The organism is Streptococcus sp. DD11, assembly GCF_001578865.1.
Classification (GTDB): Bacteria; Bacillota; Bacilli; order Lactobacillales; family Streptococcaceae; genus Streptococcus; species Streptococcus panodentis.
On record NZ_KQ969393.1, the window covers coordinates 24,489 to 36,214 of the forward strand.

Sequence of the window (11,726 nt, forward strand, 5' to 3'; positions counted from 1 at the left end):
GTCCCAGCCTCCAATGTAGGAGCTTTTTGGAGTCTAGAAGACGAACAAAGTTGAGACTTGCTTCGCAAGTCCTATCCGCAACCTCAAAGCAGTGCTTTTGCTGCTTCCTCTCGGAAGCTCTATCTATAATCTCAAAACCTCCACTGGAGCTTTTGAGCAATCAGCTGCCGCGTCAAGAGTTTTTTACCAGAACAAAGCGAGACTGGAACGCTTTTGTTCCAGTCTCCAAAGTGTCTGATTTATAAAAATAATTTATTTAATTCATGGGCCACACCATCTTGGTCGTTGGTAAAATCCAGCTGTCTGTCGGCATAGGGCAGCAGATCAGTGCTGGCGTTTTTCATAGCATAGCCGGTGCCGGCAAAGGACAGCATTTCAGTATCATTATGCTCATCGCCAAAAGCAATCAGCTGCTGGCGGTCTACATTAAGGAGGTTGAGCAGATACTGGAGAGCAAAGGCTTTATTGACACCTTTGGGGGCACATTCCAGAATATTCAGCGGACCGCCCCAGGTATTGATTGACAGCTCATGCTGGTAAAAGGCATTCATTTCCTCGGCTAGGGCATATTTGTCATTGGCCCGGGTCTGCAGGAGGATAGCATTGGGATTTTCGGTGACCAGATGCGACTGAAACTGATTTTCCGGCTTGAAATTTTCAATGCCAAAGAGTTTGGGGTCGGCAATTTTTTCGTTGGGGTCGGTGATATAGAATTTATTGCGGTATTCGCCTGCGATAAAATCGGCCTCGATTTCTTCTTTGCGCTCTACCATGTCTAAAAGGAAAGATTTATCCAGAGTCAGAGACTGTTCGTGCGGCCATTTTTTTTCAGGCAGATGGGTCAGAGCGCCATTGAAATTGATCATGGGGGTATTGAGCTCCAGCTCCTTGTAAAACTTCAGAGCCATGCGGTAGGGCCTGCCGGTGGTAATGACAACCTTATGGCCTTTGGCTGATATTTTTTTGATGGTTTCTTTGGTGAAATCTGACAGCTGGCTGTTAGAGTCCAGCAAGGTTCCGTCCAAATCCACGGCAATTACTTTTTTAGTCATGTTCATCTCTTTCCAAGTGATAATACAGACTATTATAACAGAAATAGGCCTAAATAACACGACTTATGTTATAATGAAGCTTCAGTCAGCCAAAGAGCTGTGTCAGATGAAGGAGGTTTTTCCCATGCGCAAGCCGCTGTTGATTCATGCTTTTTTTCTGTTCATTTCATTTTTTATCTATTTCCAGTCTTCAAACGGCGGTCCGACCTATCTTATCTGGAATATGACTCTGGCCCTAATTGCTTATGATTCGGCAGTTTTGACGCTTTTATTTAAAAAACAGAGGTGGCTCTATCCTCTTTTCCTCATCGTCTGGCTGGGATTTTTCCCCAACACCTTCTATATGATAACGGATTTGGTCCATATGACTTGGGCGGCAGATGTTTTATCTCAGCCCAGCGTTCTGTTACTCTTTTTTGCCTTTGTTTTCAGCATTTTCTTTGCTGTGTTCTGCGGCCTGGAGAGCTGGACTCTGGTCAAAGGGCGCTGGCAGCTGAGCTGGTATCTGGATCTGCTGCTGACGGCCGGCCTGTCTTTCATCTCTGGTCTGGCAATCTATATCGGCCGCTATGATCGGCTTAATACTTGGGATTTGCTCGCTCAGCCCCAGCTGGTTCTGCAAAAGCTCTGGTCTGCTCTGCAGCAGGAGCGGCTGCCTTTTGTAGCTGGTTTTGCTCTTCTGCAATTCATGTGTTTGGTATTTTCAGCCAAAGAAAATAAAAAATAAGAAAAAGAAAACATTTATCTTGAAAAAGTGAATGTTTTTTATTATAATCATATTATCGTTCGTAAATAGCGACGTGCAGCTTATAAATGAAGTTAAACAGAACTTGAACAGTTTTTGGGCAAGTTTGCTGTTTTTTTGTTTTCGAGTCTTGAAACACTCAGATCTTTTCAGCAAGGAGATTATTTCAATCATGGATAAACTTTTTAAACTGCAGGAGAATGGTACGACTGTCCGTACAGAAATTCTTGCCGGCCTGACGACTTTCTTTGCCATGAGCTACATTCTTTTTGTCAATCCTGAAATGCTCAGTCAGACAGGAATGCCAGCTCAGGGAGTCTTTCTGGCTACGATTATCGGGACGGTGGCCGGAACACTGATGATGGCTTTTTATGCCAATATCCCCTATGCACAGGCTCCCGGCATGGGGCTGAATGCCTTCTTTACTTATACTGTCGTCTTTGCTTTGGGCTATACCTGGCAGGAAGCGCTGGCCATGGTCTTTCTCTGCGGTCTGATCAGTATCATTGTGACTTTGAGCAGCATCCGCAAGACGATTATCCGGGCCATTCCAGATGCCCTGCAGCACGCTATCTCAGGCGGGATTGGTATTTTTTTGGCCTATATTGGGATTAAAAAAGCCGGTCTTCTGCAATTTTCCATTGACCCGGGAACCTATACGGCAGCAGGAGAAGGGGCAGACAAGGGGCAGGCGGCTCTTACGGCCAATGGTATGGCTACGCCTGCTTTGGTTGATTTTGACAATCCGGCTGTGCTGGTGGCTCTCTTTGGCATCTTTTTGACCATTGTGTTGGTTCTGAAGAAGGTCAGAGGCGGTATTGTTCTTTCTATTGCAGCCACAACGATTGTGGCTATTCTGAGCGGAGTGGTCAATCTGGGCAGCATCAATTTTGCTTCAAACAATCTGGGCGCAGCTTTTAAGGATTTAGGCACTATTTTTGGTGCAGCCTTGGGAAAGGACGGCCTGGTGTCACTGTTTTCTAAGCCTGAGCGGATCCCAGAGGTCTTGATGGCTGTCTTGGCTTTCTCCATTACGGATGTCTTTGATAATATCGGGACTCTGATCAGTACAGGCCGCAAGGCGGGAATCTTTAATGTGGCAGATGAGGAAGCGGCGCGTGATTCATCCGGCTTGCAGACCAAGATGGATAAGGCTCTGTTTTCAGATATGGTCGGAACGACTGTCGGAGCCGTTGCCGGAACTTCCAATGTGACGACTTATGTAGAGTCAGCAGCCGGTATTGAAGCCGGCGGCCGGACCGGGCTGACCGCTCTGGTGGTAGCTCTGCTCTTTATCGTTGCCAGCTTCTTCAGTCCTTTGCTGGCGATTGTGCCGACAGTGGCAGTAGCCCCTATTCTGATTATTGTTGGCATCATGATGCTGTCCAGTATGACTGACATCAAATGGAATGACCTTTCAGAAGCAGTGCCGGCTTTCTTTACCTCTATCTTTATGGGCTTAACCTACAGCATCACCCACGGGATTGCAGCTGGCTTTATCATGTATGCCCTGGTCAAGGTCATCAAGGGCGAGGCCAAGGAAGTCCACCCGATGATCTGGGTGCTCAATGCCCTCAATATCCTCAACTTTATCAGTCTGGCCTTGGCCTGAAAGGTATAAAAAGCTGGCTTTATCTGGCCGGTTTTTTTGTGGGCAAAATGTGAAAAATGAAGCAGAAAATAAAAACTTTTGATATAATAGAAGAATGTTTAGTCATAATGAGCAAGAATTGATAGAGTGGGGGCGCCGTTTGGGCCTCCTGCTGAAAGAACAGGATGTTCTGATTTTGACAGGTGATTTGGGTGCCGGAAAGACGACTTTTACCAAGGGGATTGCACGGGGATTGGCTATTGAACAAATGATTAAGAGTCCTACCTACACCATTGTCCGTGAATATGAAGGACGCCTGCCTCTCTATCATCTGGATGTTTACCGTATCGGTGAGGATCCAGACTCCATTGACTTAGACGACTTTCTCTTTGGTCAGGGGGTTACAGTGATAGAGTGGGGAGAGCTGCTGGCTTCCAGTCTGCCTGATGATTATCTGAAATTAAGCCTTCTGAAAAGGGAAGACGGACGGGAGTTAGTCTTTGAAGCCAAGGGTCGGCGGGCTCAGGAGCTGCTGGAGGAGCTGAAACATGGCTCAGTTTGATCTATCGCTGCGGGAAGCAGAAAGGGCAGATGCTGCTGATTTGATTGCTTTTCTCAATCAGGTCGGCTCTGAGTCGGACTATATGACTCTGGATGAGGCAGGGATCTTGATGAATGAAGCGGAAATGTCCTCTTTTATCGAGCGCCAGGCCGATTCAGCCAATCAGCTCTATCTCTTGGCGCTTCTCAATGATGACATTGCCGGCCTTGTCAGCATTACGGCTGATTTTCACGAGCGGATCCGGCATATCGGTCAGGTTTTTGTCGTAGTGAAAAAGGCTTTTTGGAATCAGGGGCTGGGCCGGATACTGCTGGACGAGGCGGTTGCCTGGGCTCAGGAATCCGGCATTCTCAGACGGCTGGAGCTGACCGTTCAAGCCAGAAACGAGCGGGCTGTTCATCTTTATAAAGATTTAGGATTTGAAATTGAAGGGCTGCTAAAAAGAGGAGCCTATCTAAAAGAAGGGAAATTTCTTGACGTTTACCTCATGGGAAAGCTGATAGATAAATAAAGAAATATGTTAAAAAAATTGTACTGATGTTTTTGACTCTTGTTGCCGTTACCACAGCAGGAATCGGTGCCTACGCCTGGACCATTTACCAGCAGTCAGCGGATACCCTGTCTAAGACCTACAAGGGTCTGGGCAATGAAACCGATGTTATCTCTGCGACCAAGCCGATGACGATTTTGCTGATGGGAGTGGACACCGGCAGCGGCTCGCGTGAGGATACCTGGGTCGGCAACAGCGACACCATGATTCTTCTGACGGTCAATCCTAAGACAAAGAAAACCGTCATGATGAGCTTGGAGCGCGATATTCTGACGCAGATTGATGAAAATGGTCAGACTGTGGAGGCTAAGCTCAATGCGGCCTATGCAACCGGAGGCGCGGAGCAGGCTATCTCAACCATTGAAGGGCTGATGAATATCCACATCGACCGCTATGTCATGATTAACATGCAGGGCTTGGTCCAGCTGGTAGATGCTGTCGGCGGTATTGAAGTCAACAATACCTTTGATTTCCCTATCTCTATCGAGGAAAACGAACCCGAATACACAGCGACCGTGGAACCAGGCAAGCAGACGATTAACGGCGATCAGGCACTGGTTTATGCCCGCATGCGCTATCAAGATCCGGAAGGCGACTACGGCCGGCAGAAACGCCAGCGGGAAGTCATCAAGAAAGTCGTTGAGAAGGTTCTCAGCCTCAACAGTGTCAGCCATTATCAAGCTATTCTGAAAGCTGTCAGTGACAATATGCAGACCAATATTGCTCTTGATTCGCAAAGTATCCCGCAGCTCTTGGGCTATCAGGATGCCTTTAAGAATATCCAATCCGAACAGCTGCGCGGAGAAGATGCCACTCTGGCAGATGGAGGGAGCTACCAGCTGGTGACCTCAGAGCACCTGCTTAAAATGCAGAACCTTATCCGCAAGGCATTGGGCAAGGAGACCGTTGACAGCCTCAAGACCAACGCTGTCCTTTATGAGGACATTATGGGCGGAACCAGTCTGCGAGATAGCAGCAGTGCCAGCACTGCTGACAGCAGTACCGCAGACACTTATGGCGGCTACAGTCAGCCGGCTTATAATAACGGCTATGATACCTATTCTTACCCGAGCACAGATACCAGCGTGGGCACCGAGACTGCGCCGGTTTCTTCAACAGCAGCTGTCACTGATACTGCCACAGTTTCTTCGGCTGTGACAGGCGAAGATCAGTAAAAATCAGCCAAACTCCAGACAAGAGAGGGTCTATTCATCATCTGTTATGACAGTGAACAGATTCGCCCCAATACTTAATGAACATCATCAGCCAACCAGGCAGGAGCGGATATGATGGCAGCGAGGCTGTTCATCATGTCTGCTCCTGCCTGATTTGATTTCGCTCTTCTTTGAGCAGGAGTATCGCTCTAGCCTGTTTTTGCTTTCTTGTTCATTTTTGGGGGAAATTCTGTGAATTCTTTAAAAAGATATTTACCCTGCTGTTCAGGTGTGATAAAATAAAGAAAATTTATGTGAGGGAGAGATCATAAGTGCGCTTGACTGCTGATTTGGCAGCCTGCTCTTTTGTTTTCAGACCGGATTATAGGGTTTTTGGCAGCGAAAAGGGCTTGGCAAAAGCAGATCAGCCATGATTAAGCAGAGCTAAGTTTAAGGGAGGGGAGCAGCAAAATTCTGGACAGCGTTTCGCTCTTCTTTTTTGATAACTGTCGGAGCAGGGCCTGACAGCAGTTTTTGACTGAATACAGTCATCCGAGATTTATAAAGAGCAGAAGGAGTCAGCCATGAAAACATTCTATAATAAACTGATACAGACCCGTCACTATCTTCATCAGCATCCGGAGCTGTCCGGTCAGGAGTTCGAAACGACTGAATTTCTGCGCCGCTATCTGCAGGATTTGGATATTAAGATTTTGGATTCGGGTTTGGCCACTGGTCTGATTGCGGATATTGGCAGCGGCCGGCCGATTGTCGCACTGCGCGCTGATATTGATGCCCTGCCTATTTTGGAAAAGACCGGTCTGCCTTATGCCAGTCAGAATGCGGGAGTCATGCATGCCTGCGGCCATGATTTTCATCAGACCAGCCTGTTGGGGGCAGCAGAACTGCTCAAGGCCATGGAAGATGATTTACGGGGCACTGTCCGCCTGATTTTTCAGCCGGCGGAGGAGATTTCGCAGGGAGCCTCAGCCGTTCTGGCCACTGGACTTTTAGACGATGCCTCTGCCATTATTGGCTTTCACAATATGCCGCAGCTGTCTGCAGGTCAGCTGGCCCTTAAGCCGGGAGCGATGATGGCCGGTGTGGAAAAATTCAAGGTGACGGTCCGTGGTGTCAGCAGTCATGCAGCCAGACCGGATTTGGGAGTAGATACGGTGCTGGCGCTGACTAGCATGGTTCAGAATCTGCAGGTCTTGGTTTCCCGTACAGTCTCCCCTTTTGAGCCGGCGGTGCTGTCGGTGACCCATATCGAAGCCGGGGCGACTTGGAATGTGCTGCCTCAAAGCGGCTTTTTTGAGGGGACTATCCGCACTTTTAATCCGGACCTGCAGCAGCGCCTGAAGGCTGATTTTATACGGATTGTGGAAAATACGGCTGAGAATTTCGGAGCTCAGGCAGACATTGCTTGGGATAGGACCCCGCCAGTCACTTACAATGACCCTGACTTAGCGGAGCTGCTTTTAAAAAACTCGCAGGATTTTGCACAGCTTTTAGAGGCTGAGCCATCATCTGCTGGAGAGGATTTTGCCTTCTATCAGGAGCAGCTGCCGGGGGTTTTCGCTTTTATCGGCTCAAACGGAGCGGAGCATGCGCCGGATCTGCATCATGACAGCATGATTATTGACGATCAGGCCTTTAGAGTCTCTGTCCCCTATTATGTAGAAAGTGCCCGCTTTCTTCTTCAGCACTATCAGAAGCTGTAGCTGCCGCTTGCTTTTACATTTAATAGACTTGTTCGGAAACCGGATGCTGAGTCTCTTGGCCTTAAGCGGTCGGAACACAAGCAGACGGCTTCGTCCTGTCACTGCGAAAGGCGGTGGCACAGCCATCATGGGAGTCTGTCTCAGCCTCTTTGCCGCCCTAGGCCAATGAGACGCTAGATTGCCCACGGACCTTGCTCTTAGCCCTTGTTCTCTTTGATTTTCTTTGAGTATAAGCAATAACTATGAGAGTCTATAAAAAATAGATAATGGGCAAGCGGCCTTTCTTTTGGTATGATAGAACAACAGGTGCGTTGTGTCAGAGAGCAGACAGACTCTGATAAAGAAAAGCTATCACTTCCATAGAAAATATATAATAGGCAAACAGTCTATTATTTGCTATGATAGAGAAAGACTTTTTTAGGAGGAAACAAAAACGTGAATTTGAAAAAAACCTTTAAATACCTTGCTTTGACAGCAGTTGGAGTCCTTGCAGCAGGAGCATTGGCTGCCTGCTCTTCATCCAATAAAAAAAGCGACAGCGGGAAAACAACGGTAGAAGTTGGTACGGTAGGAACGACAAAACCGTTCTCCTACGAGGACAAGGAAGGCAGTCTGACCGGTTATGAGATTGAGGTTCTGCGTGAAATCTTTAAGGGTTCAGACAAGTATGAAGTCAAATTCAACAAAACGAAATGGGCTTCTATCTTTTCAGGTTTGGACAGTGACCGCTACCAAATCGGTGCCAACAATATCAGCTACTCGGAAGAACGGGCTGGTAAATATCTCTACACCAACCCTTATGCCAAGAATCCGACCGTTTTAGTAGTGCGCAAAGGCGTTGATATCAAGTCGCTGGATGACATTGGCGGCAAGTCAACTGAGGTTGTCCAAGGGACTTCGACAGCCCAGCAGCTGGAAGACTACAACAAGGAGCATACGGACAATCCGACAAAAATCAACTATACAGACGGAACCATTCAGCAAACCTTGGTGAACTTGAATGACGGCCGTACAGATTATAAGATTTTTGAGCGTATCACAGTAGACTCCATCATCAAAGAGCAAGGGCTGGAAAATCTAGAAGTGATTGAACTTCCAAGCGACCAGCAGCCTTATGTCTATCCGATTCTTGCCCAAGGTCAGGAAGACCTGCAGGAGTTTGTCAATAAGCGCATCAAGGAACTCTACGATGACGGTACGCTGGAAAAACTGTCCCAGGAGTTCTTCGGCGGTTCTTATCTGCCGGATGCGAAGGATATTAAGTAAAGGAAAGTGCGAACGGCTGGAAAAGGCAGCGTGAGGAAGCTGAACTGGCAGTCTTGCCTCCGAGGAATTCTATCTTTTCTGATCTTTTGATTCGAACGCAGCTACTAAATTTAAAACAAGGAGCAATCTCATGAAATTGAAAAAATGGTTTGGTGCAGCGGCTTTGCTGGCTGTTGCAGCATTTGGACTGGCGGCATGCGCCTCTTCATCTGCCAATAAGGAAGAAAGCAAAAAGCAAGATGACGGCACTGTTAAGGTTGGGGTGATGAGCCTCAGCGATACAGAGCAGGCACGCTGGGACAAGGTGCAGGAAATTCTGGACAAGGAAAATTCCGGCATCAAATTGGACTTTACTCAGTTCACAGACTATTCTCAGCCCAACCGGGCATTGGTTGACGGTGATGTGGACATCAATGCATTCCAGCATTACAACTTTTTGGAAAACTGGAATAAGGAAAACAATGCGGACCTTGTAGCGGTCGCAGACACTTATATCGCCCCAATCCGCCTTTACTCAGGCACTGAAGACGGCAAAAATAAATACAGCAGCGTCAAAGACATTCCAGACAATGGAACCATTGCGGTGCCAAATGATGCCACCAATGAAAGCCGCGCCCTCTATCTCCTTGAGTCTGCTGGTTTGATTAAACTGGATGTTGAAGGAAATGAGCTGGCGACCGTTGCTAACATTAAGGAAAACAAAAAGAACCTGACGATTTCTGAATTGGATGCAGCTCAGACAGCGGCTTCCCTGACTTCTGTAGATGCAGCCGTTGTCAATAATACTTTTGTCCGCGAAGCCAAGCTGGACTACAAAAATGCACTCTTCAAGGAAGAAGCCAATGAAAATTCCAAACAATGGTACAACCTGATTGCAGCCAATAAGAATTGGAAAGAATCTGACAAGGCGGCAGCCATTGAGAAAATTATCAAGGCCTACCATACCGATGAAGTCAAGAAGGTCATCGAAGAATCATCTGACGGTATGGACCAGCCAGTCTGGTAAAGAATGAAGGCGTCCGGAATGAAACGGTCTGACGGACCTTTTCAGCCTCCGGCCTGCAAACAAAGGAGCGGGATACTGTTTTTTTGCAAATCATGAGTTTGCCGCCCGCTCCCTCTATAAACTGAAGATAAGAAGGGCGGAGATTCATTTCTCCAGCCCTTTATCTGCTGTTATCCTCTTTCTGTCTTTCATTCATCCGATTTTATCGTCATTTGATGTCTCTTTTATTGCTTTATTAGCTTCAGCCGTCCGGAAGAGCAATGAATGGACGGAGCCGTTTGCTTGCGGGCCGACCGCTTAAGGCGGGCTGACTCAACATACGGTTTCCGATCAAATTTAGTATAAAATCGTTTGAGTATTAGCCGGTCCTCTGCTGTGAACGGTCTATCGATACTGATAATATTGGGAGTTGCTTATGCCTTTCTCGACTGAGAATGAACAAATCAAAAAATTTGAAAACGACGAAGTGGCCCAGCACTATTTTGAAGTGCTGCGGACCCTGATTTCTAAAAAATCCATTTTTGCCCAGCAGATTGGTCTCAAGGAAGTGGCCGAGTATTTGGGGGAAATTTTTACAGCTGCCGGTGCCAAGGTAACGGTGGATGACAGTTATACAGCCCCTTTCGTAATGGCTGACTTTAAATCAGACAATCCCGATGCCAAGACTATTATTTTCTACAATCACTATGATACGGTGCCGGCTGATAATGATCAGCCCTGGACCAATGACCCCTTTACCCTGTCTGTCCACTACGGCGTCATGTACGGCCGCGGAGTGGACGATGACAAGGGGCACATCACGGCCCGGCTGACAGCTGTCCGTAAGTATATCCGTGAAAAGAGGAGTCTTCCGGTTCATATCATTTTTATTATAGAGGGAGCTGAGGAGTCTGCCTCTACCGATTTGGATCAGTATCTGACCAAATACAAGAAACATCTGCGGGGAGCAGACCTGCTGGTCTGGGAGCAAGGCACCCGCAATCATCTGGGCCAGCTGGAGATCTCCGGCGGCAACAAGGGGATTGTCACCTTTGACATGGCAGTCAAGAGTGCGGATGTGGATATTCATTCCAGCTATGGGGGCGTCATTGACTCAGCTTCCTGGTATTTGCTCAATGCCATTTCCAGTCTGCGCGGCCAGGACGGCCGTATCTTGGTGGAGGGGATTTATGAGCAGGTGCAGGAGCCTAATGAGCGGGAGCTGGCTCTGATGGAGCAGTATGCTCTGAAGACGCCGGAGGAACTGACCGATATTTACGGCCTGAAACTGCCTGTTTTGAAGGAGGACCGCAGGGAATTTCTGCGCCGCTTCTATTTCGAACCAACCATGAATATTGAGGGGTTTGGCTCAGGCTATCAAGGGCAGGGCGTCAAAACCATTCTGCCCGCAGAAGCGCAGGCCAAGCTGGAAGTCCGTTTGGTGCCGGGGCTGGAACCGCATGATGTCTTGGACAAGATCCAGCGGCAGCTGCAGAAAAACGGTTTTGATCAGGTAGAGCTGACCTATACCCTAGGTGAAATGAGTTACCGCAGTGATATGAGCGCTCCTTCCATTCTCAATGTTATCCAGCTGGCTAAGGACTTTTATCCAGAAGGTGTATCTGTCCTGCCGACGACGGCCGGTACGGGACCGATGCACACGGTTTTTAAGGCGCTTAAAGTTCCTATGGCAGCTTTTGGGCTGGGCAATGCCAACAGCCATGATCATGGCGGTGATGAAAACGTGAAAATTGCGGATTACTACACCCATATTGAATTAATCAAGGAGTTGATCAGAAGTTATGAGCAATGACATTATCAAATTAGAGCATATCGATGTAACTTTTCATCAGAAAAAACAGAAAATCAAGGCTGTTGAAGATGTAACCATTCATATTGAACGAGGCGATATTTACGGTATCGTGGGCTACTCCGGAGCAGGGAAATCAACGCTGGTGCGGGTAATCAACCTGCTTCAGGTCCCTTCTGCCGGTCAGATTACGGTTGATGAGACGGTTCTCTACGGCCAGGGAGCTGTTCAGCTCAGTGCAGCCCAGCTGCGGGAAAAAACGCAAGGATATTGGGATGATTTTTCAG

General features: G+C 47.8%; 11 protein-coding genes. 10 read left to right on the forward strand and 1 reads right to left on the reverse strand.

The features are described 5' to 3' along the window. Positions 1–239: 239 nt before the first annotated feature. Positions 240–1,052, reverse strand: a complete 813-nt coding sequence (locus tag STRDD11_RS03415) for a Cof-type HAD-IIB family hydrolase (protein ID WP_128835433.1) — start codon at positions 1,050–1,052, stop codon at positions 240–242. A gap of 124 nt (positions 1,053–1,176) precedes the next feature. Here STRDD11_RS03415 and STRDD11_RS03420 point away from each other — a divergent pair, with 124 nt between their 5' ends. From STRDD11_RS03420 to STRDD11_RS14135, 10 genes are all read left to right on the forward strand, one after another. After that, positions 1,177–1,779: a DUF1361 domain-containing protein gene (locus STRDD11_RS03420; protein ID WP_128835435.1), complete on the forward strand. Its 603-nt coding sequence runs from the start codon at positions 1,177–1,179 to the stop codon at positions 1,777–1,779. A 190-nt stretch (positions 1,780–1,969) separates the two neighbouring features. Beyond that, positions 1,970–3,409 (forward strand): NCS2 family permease, encoded by a 1,440-nt coding sequence (locus tag STRDD11_RS03425; RefSeq protein ID WP_128835438.1) that lies wholly within the window; start codon positions 1,970–1,972, stop codon positions 3,407–3,409. A 94-nt stretch (positions 3,410–3,503) separates the two neighbouring features. Continuing rightward, the gene (tsaE, locus tag STRDD11_RS03430; RefSeq protein WP_128835441.1) at positions 3,504–3,950 is read left to right on the forward strand and encodes a tRNA (adenosine(37)-N6)-threonylcarbamoyltransferase complex ATPase subunit type 1 TsaE; all 447 of its coding nucleotides are present in this window, start codon (positions 3,504–3,506) and stop codon (positions 3,948–3,950) included. Further along, positions 3,937–4,461 carry a GNAT family N-acetyltransferase gene (locus tag STRDD11_RS03435; RefSeq protein ID WP_128835444.1) on the forward strand — a complete coding sequence of 175 codons (525 nt, stop codon included), beginning with the start codon at positions 3,937–3,939 and terminating at the stop codon, positions 4,459–4,461. The genes tsaE and STRDD11_RS03435 overlap by 14 nt, the downstream gene beginning before the upstream one ends. 26 nt (positions 4,462–4,487) lie before the next feature. Beyond that, positions 4,488–5,675: a glycopolymer--peptidoglycan transferase LytR gene (locus STRDD11_RS03440; protein ID WP_128835447.1), complete on the forward strand. Its 1,188-nt coding sequence runs from the start codon at positions 4,488–4,490 to the stop codon at positions 5,673–5,675. Positions 5,676–6,238: 563 nt separating this feature from the next. After that, on the forward strand, positions 6,239–7,378 hold the full coding sequence (locus STRDD11_RS03445) for a M20 peptidase aminoacylase family protein (protein ID WP_128835449.1): 1,140 nt from the start codon (positions 6,239–6,241) through the stop codon (positions 7,376–7,378). 435 nt (positions 7,379–7,813) lie between these two features. Then, positions 7,814–8,644 (forward strand): amino acid ABC transporter substrate-binding protein, encoded by an 831-nt coding sequence (locus tag STRDD11_RS03450; protein ID WP_128835451.1) that lies wholly within the window; start codon positions 7,814–7,816, stop codon positions 8,642–8,644. A gap of 130 nt (positions 8,645–8,774) precedes the next feature. After that, the gene (locus STRDD11_RS03455) at positions 8,775–9,650 is read left to right on the forward strand and encodes a MetQ/NlpA family ABC transporter substrate-binding protein (protein ID WP_128835453.1); all 876 of its coding nucleotides are present in this window, start codon (positions 8,775–8,777) and stop codon (positions 9,648–9,650) included. A gap of 415 nt (positions 9,651–10,065) precedes the next feature. Next, complete coding sequence (locus STRDD11_RS03460; RefSeq protein WP_128835455.1) at positions 10,066–11,442, forward strand: M20/M25/M40 family metallo-hydrolase; 1,377 nt, start codon at positions 10,066–10,068, stop codon at positions 11,440–11,442. Continuing rightward, the coding region (locus STRDD11_RS14135; protein WP_241209298.1) for an ATP-binding cassette domain-containing protein at positions 11,432–11,726 on the forward strand (295 nt) is incomplete at its 3' end. The genes STRDD11_RS03460 and STRDD11_RS14135, both read left to right, overlap by 11 nt.